Annotated in this window: 1 pseudogene; it reads right to left on the bottom strand. The window is 48.1% G+C overall.

Features of this window, described 5'->3' with window-relative positions:
* Window positions 1-2: 2 nt before the first annotated feature.
* A pseudogene (tuf, locus tag JIG40_RS19850) lies at window positions 3-389 on the bottom strand (elongation factor Tu); the annotation flags it as partial.

Below are 389 nucleotides of genomic sequence, written 5' to 3'. Positions count from 1 at the left end.
GATTAAGCGATGATCTTAGCAACAACACCAGCACCAACTGTACGGCCACCTTCACGGATCGCGAAGCGTAGACCTTCGTCCATTGCGATTGGAGCGATCAGTTCAACAATCATTTGAATGTTGTCGCCTGGCATTACCATCTCTACGCCTGCTGGCAGTTCGATGTTGCCTGTTACGTCAGTTGTACGGAAGTAGAACTGTGGACGGTAACCTTTGAAGAATGGAGTGTGACGACCACCTTCATCTTTAGACAGTACGTATACTTCTGATTCGAACTTAGTGTGTGGAGTGATTGAACCTGGTTTAGCCAGTACTTGACCACGTTCTACTTCATCACGCTTAGTACCACGTAGTAGTGCACCAACGTTCTCACCTGCACGACCTTCGTC

The sequence above is a fragment of the Vibrio sp. bablab_jr001 genome (assembly GCF_016464285.1).
GTDB classification, from domain to species: Bacteria; Pseudomonadota; Gammaproteobacteria; order Enterobacterales; family Vibrionaceae; genus Vibrio; species Vibrio fluvialis.
The sequence above is the reverse complement of the archived record's forward strand: the minus strand, read 5'-3'. Positions and strand labels throughout refer to the sequence as shown.